This window comes from Polyangium sp. 6x1 (assembly GCF_029946515.1).
In the GTDB taxonomy this organism is placed as follows: Bacteria; Myxococcota_A; Polyangia; order Polyangiales; family Polyangiaceae; genus Polyangium.
Genome location: NZ_JARZHH010000054.1, coordinates 21,018 through 36,888, shown reverse-complemented (window position 1 = coordinate 36,888; position 15,871 = coordinate 21,018). Strand labels below are relative to the sequence as shown.

11 protein-coding genes are annotated in these 15,871 nt (G+C 66.6%); 7 read left to right on the top strand and 4 right to left on the bottom strand.

All coding sequences use genetic code 11. The annotated features are described in order from the left end of the window. Positions 1 to 19: 19 nt before the first annotated feature. Positions 20 to 5,554 (bottom strand): HAMP domain-containing protein, encoded by a 5,535-nt coding sequence (locus QHF85_RS36140; protein WP_281331957.1) that lies wholly within the window; start codon positions 5,552 to 5,554, stop codon positions 20 to 22. 234 nt (positions 5,555 to 5,788) lie between these two features. On the opposite strand from QHF85_RS36140, the gene QHF85_RS36135 reads away from it, so the two are divergent. Genes QHF85_RS36135 through QHF85_RS36125 form a run of 3 tightly spaced genes read left to right on the top strand, consistent with a single transcriptional unit; the run spans position 5,789 to position 6,718 of the window. After that, a complete protein-coding gene (locus QHF85_RS36135) occupies positions 5,789 to 6,190 on the top strand; it encodes a winged helix-turn-helix domain-containing protein (protein WP_281331956.1) in 402 nt (133 codons plus the stop codon). After that, a complete protein-coding gene (locus tag QHF85_RS36130; protein ID WP_281331955.1) occupies positions 6,183 to 6,440 on the top strand; it encodes a DUF5985 family protein in 258 nt (85 codons plus the stop codon). Before QHF85_RS36135 ends, QHF85_RS36130 begins: the two co-directional genes overlap by 8 nt. Then, positions 6,437 to 6,718 (top strand): DUF5985 family protein, encoded by a 282-nt coding sequence (locus QHF85_RS36125; protein WP_281331954.1) that lies wholly within the window; start codon positions 6,437 to 6,439, stop codon positions 6,716 to 6,718. Before QHF85_RS36130 ends, QHF85_RS36125 begins: the two co-directional genes overlap by 4 nt. Before the next feature lies 1 nt (position 6,719). Here QHF85_RS36125 and QHF85_RS36120 read toward each other — a convergent pair whose 3' ends face one another. The 3 genes from QHF85_RS36120 to QHF85_RS36110 form a co-directional block, all read right to left on the bottom strand. Further along, positions 6,720 to 7,451 carry a class I SAM-dependent methyltransferase gene (locus QHF85_RS36120; protein ID WP_281331953.1) on the bottom strand — a complete coding sequence of 244 codons (732 nt, stop codon included), beginning with the start codon at positions 7,449 to 7,451 and terminating at the stop codon, positions 6,720 to 6,722. A gap of 14 nt (positions 7,452 to 7,465) precedes the next feature. After that, positions 7,466 to 9,175 carry a hypothetical protein gene (locus QHF85_RS36115; protein ID WP_281331952.1) on the bottom strand — a complete coding sequence of 570 codons (1,710 nt, stop codon included), beginning with the start codon at positions 9,173 to 9,175 and terminating at the stop codon, positions 7,466 to 7,468. 132 nt (positions 9,176 to 9,307) lie between these two features. After that, positions 9,308 to 10,381 carry a hypothetical protein gene (locus QHF85_RS36110; protein ID WP_281331951.1) on the bottom strand — a complete coding sequence of 358 codons (1,074 nt, stop codon included), beginning with the start codon at positions 10,379 to 10,381 and terminating at the stop codon, positions 9,308 to 9,310. Positions 10,382 to 10,519: 138 nt separating this feature from the next. Between QHF85_RS36110 and QHF85_RS36105 the strand changes: the two genes are divergently transcribed. The 4 genes from QHF85_RS36105 to QHF85_RS36090 all read left to right on the top strand — a co-directional run bounded on the left by QHF85_RS36105 (position 10,520) and on the right by QHF85_RS36090 (position 15,785). Continuing rightward, positions 10,520 to 11,755: a hypothetical protein gene (locus tag QHF85_RS36105; protein WP_281331950.1), complete on the top strand. Its 1,236-nt coding sequence runs from the start codon at positions 10,520 to 10,522 to the stop codon at positions 11,753 to 11,755. A gap of 899 nt (positions 11,756 to 12,654) precedes the next feature. Beyond that, on the top strand, positions 12,655 to 13,047 hold the full coding sequence (locus tag QHF85_RS36100; protein WP_281331949.1) for a hypothetical protein: 393 nt from the start codon (positions 12,655 to 12,657) through the stop codon (positions 13,045 to 13,047). A 120-nt stretch (positions 13,048 to 13,167) separates the two neighbouring features. Further along, a complete protein-coding gene (locus QHF85_RS36095) occupies positions 13,168 to 14,850 on the top strand; it encodes a 1-acyl-sn-glycerol-3-phosphate acyltransferase (protein ID WP_281331948.1) in 1,683 nt (560 codons plus the stop codon). Beyond that, positions 14,847 to 15,785 carry an NAD(P)-binding domain-containing protein gene (locus tag QHF85_RS36090; RefSeq protein WP_281331947.1) on the top strand — a complete coding sequence of 313 codons (939 nt, stop codon included), beginning with the start codon at positions 14,847 to 14,849 and terminating at the stop codon, positions 15,783 to 15,785. Before QHF85_RS36095 ends, QHF85_RS36090 begins: the two co-directional genes overlap by 4 nt. Positions 15,786 to 15,871 lie beyond the last annotated feature (86 nt).

Here is a 15,871-nt window from a genome sequence, read left to right as displayed (position 1 = left end):
TCCTGAGGGGCGAACGGTTTCAATCGAGCAGACACGGGCCCACGTGCTTCTTGAAGCGCCAGCCGTGGATGACGGCGAGCAGGCGCTCCGGATCGACTGGCTTGGTCACGTAATCGGAAGCGCCGGCCGCGAGCGCCTTCTCCCGATCACCCTTCATCGCCTTCGCGGTGAGGGAGATGATGGGGAGCGACTGGAACTGGATGATGTCGCGAATGGCGCGGGTCGCGGTGAGCCCATCCATCTCCGGCATCATCGTGTCCATGAGCACGAGGTCGACGTCGGGGTGCACCTGGAGCAATTCGAGCGCGATGCGCCCGTTCTCCGCGTGGAGCACCTCGATGTTCTGCGCCTCCAGCACCGTCCGGAGGGCGAAGAGGTTTCGGTTGTCGTCGTCGACGAGCAGCACCTTCATCCCGCTGAACTCGGCGTCCGCCGGGAGCTTCAGCACGTCCTTGTCCGTGGACGCCGGCGCGGAGCTCGATTCGTCGCGCTCCGGGGCCTCCGGGCCGACATAGGTCGCCGGCAGGTACAGCGTGAAGGTGCTGCCCCGGTTCGGCGCGCTCACGACGTCGATCGTGCCGCCGAGCAGGCGCGCGATCTCGCGGCTTATCGTGAGCCCGAGGCCCGTGCCGCCGTATTTGCGGCTCGTGGTCCCGTCGGCCTGCTGGAAGGCCTCGAAGATGAGCTTCTGCTTCTCCGGCGGGATTCCGATCCCGGTGTCCTGCGCGGCGAAGCAGATCATCGTCTCGCCCCGATCCCCCGGCGCCACGGCGATCGTCATGGATACTCCGCCCTCGCTCGTGAACTTGAATGCGTTCGAGAGGAGGTTCTTCAGGATCTGCTGGAGCCGATTGACGTCGGTGTAAAGCGTCTCCGGCAGATGGGGATCCATTCGGACCTCGAACGACAGCGATTTCTGGTCCGCGACGTGCCGGAACGTCTGCTCCAGGTACTCGCGGACGTCCGCGAGGCGGAACGTCCTCGGATCGATGGGCATCTTGCCCGCCTCGACCTTCGACAGATCGAGGATCTCGTTGATCAGCGCCAGGAGATCATTGCCCGACGTGTAGACCGTCTGCGCAAAGCGGACCTGCTCGGCCGTGAGGTTTCCGTGCTGGTTGTCCGCCAGCATCTTCGACAGGATGAGCAGGCTGTTGAGCGGCGTCCGGAGCTCGTGCGACATGTTCGCGAGGAACTCCGACTTGTACTTGGAGATGAGCTGGAGCTGCTCGGCCTTCTCCTCGAGGCTCAGGCTCGCGAGCTCCACCTCGTTGTTCTTGATCTCGAGCAGCTTCGCCTTTTCGTTGAGCTCCGCCGCCTGCGCTTCGAGCTCCGCATTCGACTTCTTGAGCTGCTGCAAGAGCTCCTCCGTCCGCATGCTGGAGGAGATCATGTTGAGGATGACGCCGATGCTATCCATCAACTGATCGAGGAACGCGAGGTGGTTCGCGACGAACGGCTTGAACGAGGCGAGCTCGATGATCGCCTTCGTCTCGCCCTCGAAGAGCACCGGCAGGACGACGACGCTGCGCGGCGGCGCCTCCCCCATGCCCGTCGCGATGTAGATGAACCCGTCGGGCACGTCGTGGAGAAGGATGCGCTTCTTCTCGAACGCGCATTGCCCGATCAAGCTCTCCTTCAATCGGTACGTATTCGAGAGGTTCTTGCGACCGCCGAACCCATAACTCGCGATGAGGTGCAGGGCAGGCTCGCCCGAGGCGTCGCTCTCCATCATGTAAAACGCGCCGTGCTGCGCGTCCACGAGCGGCGTGAGCTCGGACATGATGAGCCGGGCGACCGAGACGATGCTGCGCTGGCCCTGCATCATGCTGGAGAACTTGGCGAGGTTCGTCTTCAGCCAGTCCTGCTCCTGGTTCTTGTGCGTCGTGTCCTTGAGGTTGCCGATCATCTGATTGATGTTGTCTTTCAGCGCGGCAACCTCGCCTTGCGCCTCGACCGTGATGTACCGGGTCAGATCGCCCTGCGCGACGGCGGTGGACACCTCGCCGATCGCGCGGACCTGTGACGTCAGGTTCCCGGCGAGCTGATTGACGTTATCGGTCAGATCGCGCCACGTGCCGGCCGCGCCGGGCACCTTGGCCTGACCGCCGAGCTTGCCCTCGATACCGACCTCGCGCGCCACCGTGGTCACCTGATCGGCGAAGATGCGCAGCGTATCGGTCATGTTGTTGATCGTCTCCGCGAGCGCGGCGACCTCGCCCTTCGCTTCGAGGACGAATTTCTGCCGCAAATCGCCGTTCGCGACCGCGGTCACGACCTTCACGATGCCGCGCACCTGCTTCGTCAGGTTCGAGGCCATGATATTGACGTTGTCGGTCAGATCCTTCCAGACGCCGGAGACGCCGGGGACCTTGGCCTCCGCGCCGAGCTTGCCCTCGATACCGACCTCGCGCGCGACCGTGGTCACCTGATCGGCGAACGTGCGCAGCGTATCGGTCATGTTGTTGATCGTCTCGGCGAGCGCGGCGACCTCGCCTTTCGCTTCGAGCACGAACTTCTGGCTCAGATCGCCGGTGGCGACCGCGGTGACGACCTTCACGATGCCGCGCACCTGCTTCGTCAGATTCGCGGCCATGACGTTGACGTTGTCGGTCAGGTCCTTCCAGACGCCCGAGACGCCTTTCACGTCCGCCTGCCCGCCGAGCTTGCCCTCGGTGCCGACCTCCTTCGCGACGCGCGTCACCTCCGCGGCGAACGAATTGAGCTGGTCGACCATCTTGTTGATGACGTCCTTGATCTGGAGGATCTCGCCTTTGACGTCGACCGTGATTTTCTGCGTCAGATCGCCATTGGCGATGGCCGTCGCGACCTTGGACACGTCGCGGAGCTGGACCGTGAGGTTCGACGCCATGGCATTGACGTTGTCCGTCAGGTCCTTCCACGTGCCATACACGCCCTTGACGTCGGCCTGGCCGCCGAGCTTGCCCTCGGTGCCGACCTCCTTCGCGACGCGCGTCACCTCCGCGGCGAACGAATTGAGCGTGTCGACCATCGTATTGATGGTGCTCTTGAGCTCCAGGATCTCGCCGCGCGCGTCGACCGTGATCTTTTGCGAAAGATCGCCTTTCGCGACGGCCGTCGTCACCTTCGCGATGTTGCGCACCTGCGTGGTGAGGTTCGCCGCGAGGACGTTGACGTTATCGGTCAAATCTTTCCACGTGCCGGAGACGCCTTTGACGTCGGCCTGGCCGCCGAGCTTGCCCTCGGTGCCGACCTCTTTCGCGACGCGCGTCACCTCCGCGGCGAACGAGCGGAGCTGGCCGACCATGACGTTGATCGTATTCTTGAGCTCGAGGATTTCGCCGCGCGCGTCGACCGTGATCTTTTGCGAGAGGTCCCCCCTCGCGACGGCCGTCGTGACATTCGCGATGTTGCGGACCTGCACGGTGAGGTTCGCCGCGAGGACGTTGACGTTGTCGGTCAGGTCCTTCCACGTGCCGGAAATGCCCTTCACCTCGGCCTGGCCGCCGAGCTTGCCCTCGGTGCCGACCTCCTTCGCGACGCGCGTCACCTCCGCGGCGAACGAATTGAGCTGGTCGACCATGACGTTGATCGTGTTCTTCAGCTCGAGGATCTCGCCGCGCGCGTCGACCGTGATCTTTTGCGAAAGATCGCCCTTCGCGACGGCCGTCGTGACATTCGCGATGTTGCGCACCTGCGTGGTGAGGTTCGCCGCGAGGACGTTGACGTTATCGGTCAGGTCCTTCCACGTGCCGGAAACGCCCTTCACATTGGCCTGACCGCCGAGCTTGCCCTCGGTGCCGACCTCCTTCGCGACGCGCGTCACCTCCGCGGCGAACGAGTTCAGCTGATCGACCATCTTGTTGATGACGTCCTTGATCTGGAGGATCTCGCCCTTGACGTCGACGGTGATCTTCTGCGTCAAATCGCCGTTCGCAATGGCGGTCGCGACCTTGGACACGTCACGGAGCTGGACGGTCAAATTGGCGGCGAGACCATTGACGTTGTCCGTCAGGTCCTTCCACGTGCCGGAGACGCCTTTCACTTCGGCCTGCCCGCCGAGCTTGCCCTCGTTGCCGACCTCCTTCGCGACGCGCGTGACCTCCGCGGCGAACGACGAGAGCTGGTCGACCATGACGTTGATCGTGTTCTTCAGCTCGAGGATCTCGCCGCGCGCGTCGACCGTGATCTTCTGCGAGAGGTCGCCCTTGGCGACGGCCGTCGTCACCTTCGCGATGTTGCGCACCTGGGCCGTCAAATTGGCGGCGAGACCATTGACGTTGTCCGTCAGGTCCTTCCACGTGCCGGAGACGCCCTGCACCTCGGCCTGACCGCCGAGCTTGCCTTCGTTGCCGACCTCCTTCGCGACGCGCGTCACCTCCGCGGCGAACGAGCGGAGCGTGTCGACCATCGTATTGATGGTGTTCTTGAGCTCGTAGATCTCGCCGCGCGCGTCGACCGTGATCTTCTGCGAGAGGTCGCCATTGGCGACCGCGGTCGTCACCTTCGCGATGCTGCGGACCTGGGCCGTCAAATTGGCCGCGAGGCCATTGACGTTGTCCGTCAGGTCCTTCCACGTGCCGGAGACGCCTTTCACGTCCGCCTGCCCGCCGAGCTTGCCCTCGGTGCCGACTTCCTTCGCGACGCGCGTGACCTCCGCGGCGAACGACGAGAGCTGATCGACCATGACGTTGATCGTGTTCTTCAGCTCGAGGATCTCGCCGCGGGCATCGACGGTGATCTTTTGCGAGAGGTCGCCCTTGGCGACGGCCGTCGTCACCTTCGCGATGTTACGCACCTGCGCGGTCAGGTTCGCCGCGAGGCCATTGACGTTGTCCGTCAGGTCCTTCCACGTGCCGGAGACGCCTTTGACGTCCGCCTGCCCGCCGAGCTTTCCTTCGTTACCGACCTCCTTCGCGACGCGCGTGACTTCGGCGGCGAACGAGTTCAGCTGATCGACCATCGAGTTGACGGTGGTGCCGATGCGGAGGAATTCGCCGCGCACCGGGCGACCGTCGATTTCGAGGACCATCTTCTGCGAGAGGTCGCCGCGGGCGACAGCGGTGATGACGCGCGCGACCTCGTTCGTCGGCGCCACGAGGTCGGAGATGAGCTGATTGACGGACGCCATGCAGCTCGCCCACGAGCCCTTCGCGGGGCCGACGGAGGCGCGCTCGTGCATCTTGCCTTCCTGGCCGACGACCTTTCCGACACGAACGAGCTCGCTCGTCATGTGCTCGTTCAGGCCGATGACGTCATTCAAGAGCTCGCCCGTGCGGCTCAGAATCCCGTCTTTCTGGTATTCGAAGCGGACCGTGAAATCGCCCTGCTTGACGGCCTTCAGGACTTCCTGGAGGTGCTCGACCTCGGCGCGGCTGTCGTCGGAGAGGCGCTCCCACTCCGCGATGGCGGAGGCGCCGCGGCTCCGCGTCGTCCTGCCGACGCTCCTCGCGCCGTTCTTGGGGGTGCCTCGACCATTGAGATGTCCATCGACGCCGTTCGAGGTCTTGTGCGTGCCATTCAGGCGCGCAGCGCGGCTCTGCTTGGAGACGATGGCTTCTTTTGTGCTCATTCTTCGTTTCCCAGGGACGTCCTTGGTCCGCTGAACGACCCCTCTCTGGATGAGCGGTCCTCACCCAGCGTGGTCAAGGGCACATGCTTAGCGTTGTTCGAGACAGCACGCTCGCACCTTAATGCATGAGTCCGTCACGGCCGCAATGGTATGGGCTGCCCGTCTACCTATCGTTGCCTCCGTTCGGTTGCGAGGGATTCGGGCGGGTGGTACGCCGGGGGATCGGGAGAGAACTTGGCCGAGGAGCGGCGATTACCGGACGAGGTCGCGCGATTCATCGCCGACCACATCACTTCGGTGGAGCAGCTGGAAATCCTCCTGCTCCTGCGCGGCGCTCCGGACGACGAGTGGACCGCCCGCGCGATCTGCGAGGCGCTCCGCACGAGCGAGCAATCGGTCATCCGCCGCCTGGCCGATCTGGAGGCCGGCGGGCTCGTCGCGTCGCGCAAGGCCTCCGAGCACGTCGTCCATCGGTACGCGCCGGCCTCGCCGTCGCTCGACGAAGACGTCGCGCGCCTGTCGTCGGCCTACACGGAGCTTCGTTACAAGGTGCTCGAGAGCATCTTCTCGAACCCCATCTCCAACCTGCACGTATACGCGGAAGGATTCCGGTTCAGAAAGGAGCGGGATGGCTGAGACCGTTTATACGCTCTGCCTGCTGGCCAGCCTGGTCTGCGCGGTGCTTCTCCTCAAGAATTACAGGCATACCCGCCTGCGCCTCATCTTTTGGACGGGCCTCAGCTTCTCCGCGTTCGCCCTGAACAACCTGCTGCTCCTCACGGACCTCCTGATCGGGCCGCTCGCCGATCTGTCGCTCCCGCGCGTCATGACCGCGGTCGTCGCGGTGGGGCTGCTCCTTTACGGAATGATCAGGGAGGTCACGTGATCCAGCTTCTCTCGGGCGTGTTCGTGGGGATGGCGCTGGCCGTCTGCCTGTTTTTCTTTCGGTTCTGGCGAAAGAGCCGCGAGCGATTGTTCGCGCTGCTCTCGCTGGTGTTCGCCCTGCTCTCCGTCGAGCGCAGCGTCCTCGCGTTCGTCCCCGGGAACCACGAAAGTCGCCATTGGATCTTCCTGGTCCGGCTGCTGGCGTTCGCGCTCCTCATCGCGGGCATCGTCGACAAGAACCGGCGCCAGCCGCGCCGCGTCGCGCCGCGGCCTCGCTAGTTCACTTCGTGCAGGAAAACACCTCGGCGTGGGGTCGCCGAAGGTATTCGGTCCAGTGATCGGCGCCGAGCGCCGCGATGCCCTCGGGGGCGATCTGCGGCGGGTGCCACACGATGTCGCGGAAGCCGGCATCCCGCAGGGCGGCCTCGTAGGTGGGGCGCGTCCAGTGATATGCCGTGATCGTGAACGGGAGCTCCGGCACGAGGCTCTTCACCGTGGCGACGTCTCCCTCCTCGCCGCGCGACGCCGCTTCGAAGTCGTATTTGCGATAATACGAGCTGTCCCCGAGCTCCATGTCGGGGCTCATGCAAATGGACACGAGGCGACCGCCCGGCGCGAGCGAGGCGAACAGGCTCGCGCACATGTCGCGCAGCACCTCCCGCGTGGGCGCGTAATGCAGGAGGTACGTCGCGGCGACGACGTCGAAGGTGCCGAGGCCGCGGGCGTTCTCGGCGCCCTGCACGTGGTACTCGATGCCGAGCGGCTGCGACGCTTCGAGGTGGCGCGCATAATCGATCATCCCCTCGGAGTTGTCGATGCCCACGACGCGCGCCGCGCCGCGCTGCTTGAATCGACGGCTGTAGAGCCCCGAGCCGCAGGCGACGTCGAGCACCGAGCGGCCCGTGACGTCGCCGAGCGCCTGGAAAAACGTGTACTCCTCGAAATACTTTCGCAGCGGCATCTCGGCCGTCAGGTTCGTGATGGCCGCGAGCATGTCGTATTGGCTTCCCATCTGCTTCCTCTCTTTCACAGTTCGATCTGCGCCTGCGCGGCGACCACGGGAATCGACGGCCGCGCGCTCGCCATGCCGGAGAACCGCACCGCGGCAGGGTGCGGCACCCGCGCGAGCGTGTCGAGCTCGGTGGGTCGCACCGATTGATACAAAAGCTCCACCATCACGCGCCGGACCCCCGCGCCGCCCGGGATCTCGTACGTGACGCGGTCGAATCCAGCCTGGAACGTGCCGTCGCCCGAGACGCCCACGGGGCCGATCCAATCGATCCACGGATCCGCGCTGGACCAGCCCAGGGGCAGCAGGCGATTGTCCTTGATGTACCCGACGGACGCGAGCGGCCGATGTGTGGGGGCCCCCGCGGCGTCCTTGGCGACGGCCTCGTAGACCTGCACCTCGGATTCTTTCGTGATGAGATCGCGGTGCGGCAGGACGGCGTCGGATCGATCGAGCCGCGCGCCCGCGCGATCGACGAGGGCGCCCGTCGCATCGAACGCGCCCGATTCGAAGAGCACCTCGCCGCCCGCGCCCTCGGCGCGCACGTGAATCCACGCGCGCCGGCCCGGATACCCCGTGGGGAATTTGTGCCCCGCGTGGTTCTCGACCTGCACGGCGACGGCAAGCGCATTGCCCTGCATCGACGTCGAGAGAATGCTGACCACCGCCCCCTCGGCGACGTGCGCCTCGGCCCGCGTCGCCGCCTGTTCGAGCTCCTCGGGCGCGACGGCCGCGCCCGTCCATTCGACGTTGTCCGCGAGGATGCGCAGCATGTAGGAATTGCCTCCGCTGAAGCGATGCTGGCCGTACGGCTTCCGCGCGCCGAGCCCCGCCGGGAATTTCGCGATGGGCGAGGAGATGTCGACCTTCGACGCATCCTGCGTGGGCAAATGGCAGGTGGCGCAAGGAGCGCCCGACGCGAACGTGGAGTTTTTCCACTCGAGGTAGGGCGCCTGCTCCAGGAAATCCCCGACGCGCTGTTCGCCTTTCATGATCGGCACGAGCACGGTGTGGCACGTCGCGCAGACCTCGCTCTTCGTGATGTGCGTGGAGGCGGTGGGCGTGTAATTCACGATGAGCTGCATCGGGTCGACCTTGGGCACGAGGTGCGGGCCATAGATCTCCCGCTCGTATCCAATGACGAACCCGCCCGCGAAGCTCTGGATCTTTCCGAGCCCCTCGTCGGCGATCTGGTGGCACAACGTGCAGGTCACGCCGTCGCGGGCGAGGTGCGCCTCTTTGCCGTCGCCCGCGACCATGGCGTCGAATGTCAAATGCCCGCCCGCCTGCGCTTGCTCCTCGGATCCGGCGGGCGCGTGACAACGCGTGCACGTCTCCTCGACGAAGGCCTCGCGGCCTTTGTTCTTCACGAGCTCCTCGCCAAAGACCGCGAGATAATAAGGATCCCGCGCGGCGAAGGCCATCATCGAACTGCGCCACAGATAGACCGGCGAGATGTCGTTGCCGGCAGCGTCGTGCATGACCGTGGCCTCCGGGCCGGCGAAGTGACATTGCCCGCACTGTCCGCTGGTCGCGAAACGATCGGTGCTCGTGGGCGCGACGGACGGGAGCGGATCGAGCGGCGGGGGAAGCACGACCTCGGGCTCGGGCTCAGGGCCAGGCCCGAGCCCGCCGCCGGGCTGCGTCTCCCCGCAAGAAATACCGAGGGGCAAAACAAGCAGCGCGATGCCTGCACAGCGCGCGCGTCGGGTGTTCGTCGCGTTCATGGCAGATTCCTCCAATCGATGGGCTCGGGCGCCATCAAACCAGAGCCCCGCGCGGGAAGCGATGACATTGTGCACGCTGCGTGCGAGGATGATGACGGAACGAAACGGAAGCGATGAAGGTGGGCGCGCGTCCTAGCATTCGGGGACGAGGTCCACGCCGCCGAAGAACTCGTCCACGAGGATCCTCCAGGCGCGACCATTCTCCTCGGGGCCGCATTTGAACGCGGGCTTGACCGGCTTGTCGCCGCGGAGCAGGGCGCGCGTCTCGCGGTAATACCGGGCGGCGAGGTCGGCGCCGTATTCGTTCACGGCGTCGCCGTTGTTCGGCTGGAACGCGTAATAGGTCCCGCCGCGGACCATCGTGGGCATGGGCGCGTAGGGCGCGAGGCACGCGGCCTTCGTGCTGCATTTCTGGAGGATGGCGTCGTGGATCGAGCCGAGCTTCTTGCGCGACCATGCCTCGGGCCCCGAGAGCCGCGCGGCGTCGTTCAGGTGGAAAATCTCGTGGAACAGGGTCTCGCGCACGGCGTCCGCGGAGCCGTGGAGCGAGCCCGAGACGTTGTACCCGATGCTCCAGCCGCTCGCATAGGCCGAGGGGGTCGTGCGGCCGACGGAGCGAAAGAACTTCCAGGAGATGGGGCGATGTCGATAGTTCACGCCCGACTTCGCGCGGGCGGCGATGCCGTCGAAGAAGGCGTCGAAATCGGCGCTGGCCTCGGCGACCCAGCCGAGGTGTTTTTCGTAGCGGCCGACGGGCAGCTCCGGGACGATGCGGATCGAGCCACGGAAGCCGCCATCCATCACGTAAGGTTCCTCGACGCCGACGACGCTGCCGGTCTTTTCGTAGAGCGAGAGCACGGTGGCCCGCGCGGAGGCGTGTCCTTCGTACCGTTTTTCGAGGAGGCAACGAATCCGCGCCCGCGGGTCGGCTTCGGTGCAGGCAGCGGCTGCGGATGCTTCGCCGGGGAACAGCAGCGTGGTGGCTTCGTCCGCTGAAATGGATGGGGGTGCGGGAATGCTCGCGGGAGCGGGCGCGGATGCAGATGCAGGCGCGGTGGCGGTGGCGGACGCAGAGGCGGATGCGGGCGCGGGCGCGGCGGCGGAGGCGCTCCCGGCCGCGGGCGCCTGATCCGAGGGCACGACGGGCGCCGAGCAGGCGACGAGGAAGAGGGGCGCGACGAGAAATGGTTTGGCAAAGCGTATCATTGTCTCATCTGCCCGAGGTCCGGGGGCCCGAGAGGTGGTCAGATTCTTGCCGTGAAGATACCGCGGGTCGTGTCAGGTGAAAAGGCATGATACGGTGTGAGTCGGCGTCCGTAGCCCGGACGCCGATCGGAGGACTTCATGCTTCGTTTTGGCTTCGTTCGCGTCGGTGGGGTGGTGGCAGCCGCAGCGGCGCTCGCGCTCGCGGCTTGTGGTGGGACGGTCTCAGGGGGCGGAGGCGGCGGCTCCGCCGGTGAAGGCGGCACGGGCGGCGCCGGCGGTATCGGCACGGGCGGCACGGGCGGTGCCGGCGGTATCGGCACGGGCGGCGCGGGCGGTGCCGGTGGTATCGGCACGGGCGGCGCGGGCGGTGCCGGTGGTATCGGCACGGGCGGCGCCGGTGGCGCCGGCGGCGGACAAGGCGGACAAGGCGGACAGGGCGGCGGCATGAGCTTGCCCGATTGCATCGAGGGCTCGCCGGTGGTGCTCGCCATGGATCGCCTCCTGATCGGCGATACGAATCCGGACGGGACGCCCAACTACACGTCGGGGTGGAAGCAATATGGCAGGAACATCGACGGGCTCGTCTCCACGAAGAATTCGGTCGACGTCTGCAAGCCCGCGGCGGGCGCGTCGCCGGCGGGGGCGTATCCGGACGGGGACAATGGCATCGACAACTCATTCGGGAGGAACATCCTGCCCATGTTCCTGGGCCTCTCCTCGGACCTGAGCATGGTGCAGAACGAGGCCATCGCGAACGGAGAGCTCACGTACCTGCTCTCGGTGGCGAGCCTCGGCCAGAACACCTGCTCGACGTCGAGCAAGCTCTTTTTGGGGGCGAACCTGGGCAAACAGCCGGCCTTCGACGGGAGCGACGTCTGGCCGATCGACGCGTCCTCGCTCACGGACCCGGCCGACGCGACGTCGGCGGTCTGCTCGTTCCCGTCCACGGCCATCACGCCGGGCCTGGTCGACGCGGGGCCGCCGAGCCAGTTCACGCTGCTGCTGCTCAAGCTCGGGGCCGGCGATTTGAAGCTGCCCATTCACCAGGCACGCATTTCGCTCCAGCTCGACGACAATCAAGCGAGCGCCATGAACGGCCAGATCTCGGGCGTGCTCTACACGAAGGAGCTCACCGACGCGATGCAGAAGGTGGCCGCCCAGTTCGACGAGTCGTTCTGCGATCCGAGCAGCCCGACGCTTCAGAGCATTTTGAACCAGATACGCCAGGCTTCGGACATCCTGAGCGACGGGACGCAGGATCCGAACAAGGAATGCGACGCGATCTCGATCGGGATCGGCTTCACGATGAAATCGGCGCAGCTCGGGGGCGTGGTGCCAGCCGCGCCGCCGCCGCCGGATCCGTGCGTGCCTTGATGTAGAAGGCGGCGAATCACGAGGAGGGCCCGGAGCCACAGGAGCCGGGCCCCGTGTCCCCCGAATGGCGCGGAGACGGATGCAGGTGCGACGGCGGTGGCGGGCCCGCATGTCACTGGATCGAGCGCCCTCGGGGCCCTCGAAGGGGCCTCGAAACGCTCGACATTGCGGGCCATGAGCCTATCGGTGGGTGCCGAAACGCAACAGGAAGCGGCCTTCGAGCCTACCCGAGGGTACCGAAACGCTCTGCGTTGCGACCGTCGAGCCTACCAGAGGGTGCCGAAACGCTCTGCGTTGCGACCGTCGAGCCTACCAGAGGGTGCCGAAACGCTCTGCGTTGCGACCGTCGAGCCTACCAGAGGGTGCCGAAGCGCTCTGCGTTGCGACCGTCGAGGCTACCAGAGGGTGCCGAAGCGCTCTGCGTTGCGACCGTCGAGCCTGCCGGAGGCTCGCTCGGCGGACGCCCGAGCGTTCTTCGATACCCCGACACGCTCGCACGGCGCTTCGTGGAGCGTCTCCCGACCCTGCCGCAGGCTCGACGAGCGCAATACGTAGCGCCGCGGGGGCCCTCGGGGGGGTGCGTTGACCGAGAAGATGTAGTCATGGTAACGTCTGCTGGGGTCGAGGAACGATGCGGGCGTACCTTGTGGGGCTTGTTCTTGGGGTGGCCGGGATGACGGTGGGGTGTGGGCCCGCGGGGACGGTCACGGCCGTGCAGTGCAAGGACGCCGCGTGGTGCCATGAGCAAACGGACCTCTGCTACAACAGTTGCGCGCACCCCAGCGCGCGGTCGGACTGTGGAGCGTGTTGCGCGCGCAATTCGAAGACATGTACCGACTGCAGCGGACCTTTCACCTTCTCACGTTGTGACGATTGATGCGTTCGTCGAAGGACTGTTCATGCGAGACGTAATCCTCCTGGGCCTCGTGATCATGATTTCCGGCGTCGCCTGCGGCCGCTCGGAGTCGGCCCGCTTCGTCCTCGAGAACAACAAGGTCGAGCGCGTGGAGGATTGCCACCTTTTCATGAACGCCTGGAACGCCACGGATGAACGTGGTGGTCCATGGGCAGTCCTGGAGTTCGCCTGCGGCGTCCCCGAATCGGTCCAACATGAAAAAGAGTGGTGGGGGGACAAACCCCATCCCTTGGGCTTCACCGTGAGCGTGGGCGATTGCTTGCTCCTCGGCGAGAAGTTTTACTGCGTGGAATCCATCGAACCCGGGAAGACAACGTTCAAGGCGACCTACAAGTGGGCCACGCGCCACCAGAACCACCTCGAACGCCTTCGCTGATCCTCACCTCGCCCGCCCCTCGCCAAAAGCTACAGCCAAGCCCTACGTCGTCCGGACGCGTACGCCCGCACGCACATCGTGCTCGCGCCTGGCCGCGAAATTTTCTAAACAAGATCCGTCATGAAGGACGACGCCCCCATCTTCGGGTTCAACGCGGCGCGGGAAGACATCGTGCGGTCCGTGGTCTCGCGCGTCGTGCTCTCCGCGAAAGATCCACTGCTCGCGCTGAACGACGCGGCCTACCACGAGACCAAGCGCCTCGAGGCCAGCAAGCGCGGGCCCGAGGAGCAGAAGGAGCTCGCCGAGTGGCAAAAGCTCGCACGCTCCCTCGGCCGCATGGGCGACGGCGAGCGGCGCGAGAAGCTCGCCTCCCTCGTCGAGCACATGGGCTGGGACGTCGCCGGCAACTTCGATCCGCGCGTGTTCAAGGTGTCGTCGAAGCTCCTGCCGCCCGTCGTGACGTCGCTGCTCGCGCCGCGGACGCTCGTCCGCCTCGCACGCGATCCGAAGCGCCTCGTGAGCCTGTCGGCCCTCGACGACAAGGTGCGCGTCGAAGGGCCCGTCGAGGAGCTGCGCGAGCTGTCGCGGCACGGGACGGCGGTGTACGTCCCGACGCACCTCTCGAACATGGATTCGATCGTGTTCGGCTACGCGCTCGAGCGCGCCGGGCTGCCTCCCGCCACCTACGGCGCCGGCAAGAACCTGTTCACGAACCCCGTGCTGTCGTTCTTCATGCACAACCTCGGCGCCTACCGCGTCGACCGGCGGATCCGGCACAACCTCTACAAGGACGTGCTGAAGACGTACTCCTGCGTGCTGCTCGAGCGCGGCTACCACTCGCTGTTTTTCCCGGGCGGGACGCGCTCGCGCTCGGGCGGCGTGGAGCGGCGGCTCAAGCTCGGGCTCATGGGCACGGCGATCGAGGCGTACGCGCGGACGCTGATCGCGAACCGCGAGCGGCGCGTGTACTTCGTGCCCGCCACGATCAACTACCTCATCACGCTGGAGGCCGAGACGCTGATCGCGGACTTCCTCGCCGAGGCCGGCAAGGGGCGTTTCATCATCGAGGACGACGAGTCGTCGCGCCTCGGCCGCGTGACCTCGTTCATGCGCAAGATGTTCGACATGCAAGGCGCCGTGGTGATCCGGTTCGGCAAGCCGATCGATCCTTTCGGCAACGTGGTCGACGAGCGCTGCCGGTCGTTCGATCGACGCGGGCGCGAGGTGGATCCGTCGAGCTACGTGAAGGACGACGGCGGGCGCGTGACGCTCGATCCCGTGCGCGACGCGCAGTACACGCGCGAGCTCGGCGACGAGATCTGCAAGGCCTACCTGCGCGAAACGGTGGTGCTGGAGACGCACGTCGTGGCCGCCGCGAGCTTCGAACGGCTGCGGCGCGCCTCTCCTGCCGGGGATCTCTTCACGGTGCTCCGGCAGCGCGACGTGGTCGTGGTGCCGCGCGACGATCTCGCGCGGGACGTGGTGAAGCTCCGCGATCGGCTGGTCGAGCTCGCCGATCGCGGCGAGATCGTGGTGGGCGGGTTTCTCCGGACCGCGTCGGGCGGCGACATCGTGGAGCGGGCGCTGCGGGCCTTCGCCGGCTACCACGCTTCGCCCGTGCTCGCGTCGCGGCCGGACGGGATCGCGATCGCCGACACGAATCTATTGTTTTATTACCAGAACCGGCTCGCGGCCCACGGGATGGCCTGGGACGTCATCGCCCCGCCGGGCATGGCGCCCGCGCGACCGCCGGTCTTCGCGAAACCCGCGTCGCCCGAGGCAACGCAGGGAGGTTTGTCATGACGGAACGGGAGGCGCCGAGCGTGGGGGTCGTGGGCGGCGGGCCCTGGGGGCGGGCGCTCGCGACGGCGGCGCGCCGGACGGGCGCCGAGGTCGTGCTGCACTCGCGGCGCGATCAAGCGGACAGCGATCCGGGCCTGCACGTGACGGTCGATTATGCGGAGGTCGCGAAGGCGCGGCTCGTCGTGATCGCGGTGCCTTCGTCGGTCGCGCGGAGCGTGCTGCGGGCGCTCGGCGATCATCTCGGAGGTCAGCACCTCGTGGTGCACGGGGTGCGCGGGCTCGGGGTCGACGAGCTCACGACGGTGAGCGATCTCGTGCGGGAGGAGACGCCCGCGCGGCGCCTCGGCGCGCTCGGAGGGCCGGTGCAGGCCGGCGAGCTCATCGAGGGGCGGCCGTCGGCGATGGTGATCGGGTCGCGGTTCCCCGAGGTGCTCACGGCCGTGACGCGGGCGTTCCAGAGCCCGAGCCTCAAGGTGTACGGGACAAACGATCTGCGTGGGCTCGAGTGGGCCTCGGCGCTCGTCGGTTGTCTGTCGATCGGGGTCGGCTACGCGGAGGAGGCGGGCGCGGGGCCGGGGCTTCTGGCGGCGCTGATCTCGCGCGCGGTCGACGAGGCGGCGCGGCTCATGGCCGCCGCGGGCTGCGAGGAGCGGACGATGTTCGGGCTCGGCGGGTACGGCGATCTTCTCGCGTCGATCGCGCTCGAAGACCGGCCCGAGGTGGTGCTCGGCAAGGCGCTCGCGCGGAAGGTGCCGCTCGATCAGGCGATCGCGATGGCGAAGCTCCGCGTGGAGGCGATCCCGCTGATCCCGCGGATCGTGCGCTTCGCCGACGAGCGCCGGGTGGAGGCGAACACGTTCCGGACGCTCTCGGAGATCCTCGCCGGCGGGCGCCCGCAGGCCATGCTGGATCGCATGTTCGCAGGTTCGTCGTGAATCCGGAGCGCAGCGCGTCGAAAACCTGCACCGCCGGCGCGGCGGATCCCGCTTGCGCCGATGCACGATCGGAACGAACATGGGCT

Excerpts from the sequence above, each read along its gene's own strand:
- QHF85_RS36140 (WP_281331957.1), bottom strand. The coding sequence starts at position 5,554 with ATGAGCACAAAAGAAGCCATCGTCTCCAAGCAGAGCCGCGCTGCGCGC.
- QHF85_RS36130 (WP_281331955.1), top strand. The coding sequence starts at position 6,183 with ATGGCTGAGACCGTTTATACGCTCTGCCTGCTGGCCAGCCTGGTCTGC.
- QHF85_RS36120 (WP_281331953.1), bottom strand. The coding sequence starts at position 7,451 with ATGGGAAGCCAATACGACATGCTCGCGGCCATCACGAACCTGACGGCC.
- QHF85_RS36115 (WP_281331952.1), bottom strand. The coding sequence starts at position 9,175 with ATGAACGCGACGAACACCCGACGCGCGCGCTGTGCAGGCATCGCGCTG.
- QHF85_RS36110 (WP_281331951.1), bottom strand. The coding sequence starts at position 10,381 with ATGATACGCTTTGCCAAACCATTTCTCGTCGCGCCCCTCTTCCTCGTC.
- QHF85_RS36105 (WP_281331950.1), top strand. The coding sequence starts at position 10,520 with ATGCTTCGTTTTGGCTTCGTTCGCGTCGGTGGGGTGGTGGCAGCCGCA.
- QHF85_RS36100 (WP_281331949.1), top strand. The coding sequence starts at position 12,655 with ATGCGAGACGTAATCCTCCTGGGCCTCGTGATCATGATTTCCGGCGTC.
- QHF85_RS36095 (WP_281331948.1), top strand. The coding sequence starts at position 13,168 with ATGAAGGACGACGCCCCCATCTTCGGGTTCAACGCGGCGCGGGAAGAC.
- QHF85_RS36090 (WP_281331947.1), top strand. The coding sequence starts at position 14,847 with ATGACGGAACGGGAGGCGCCGAGCGTGGGGGTCGTGGGCGGCGGGCCC.